This is a genomic window from Shewanella sp. AS16, from assembly GCF_021412365.1.
GTDB lineage: Bacteria > Pseudomonadota > Gammaproteobacteria > Enterobacterales > Shewanellaceae > Shewanella > Shewanella salipaludis.
Genome location: NZ_JAKCLK010000122.1, coordinates 1 through 329, shown reverse-complemented (window position 1 = coordinate 329; position 329 = coordinate 1). Strand labels below are relative to the sequence as shown.

General features: G+C 52.9%; 1 pseudogene. It reads right to left on the bottom strand.

Annotated features, from left to right (window positions below):
• Positions 1 to 243 (bottom strand): annotated as a pseudogene (locus LZP73_RS19625) (TonB-dependent receptor plug domain-containing protein); the annotation flags it as partial.
• Positions 244 to 329: the final 86 nt, after the last annotated feature.

The following is a 329-nucleotide window of genomic DNA, read 5'->3' as shown; positions in this document are numbered from 1 at the left end:
AAAGCCACTTTTGGTGCCAGCCTCAAACTCCATCATGGTTTCCGGCTGGCCTTTTTTGGTCACGATGTTGATCAGGCCACCGGTACTGCCGCCGCCGTACAGGGACGTCGCACCGGAGATCACTTCAATATGGTCGATATTAAAAGGATCTATAGAGTCCAGTTGTCGGCTGTCGGTACGTGAAGAGTTGAGACGCACGCCGTCAACCAGCACTGCAACTGATACGGTTTGAAATCCAGCGCCGTTAACAGAGAGGCAATGTTGGAGTCGTGCCCAACTAATACCGTGATTTTCGGTGCACTGGTGCGATCGGTGACCAGGGCTTTGTC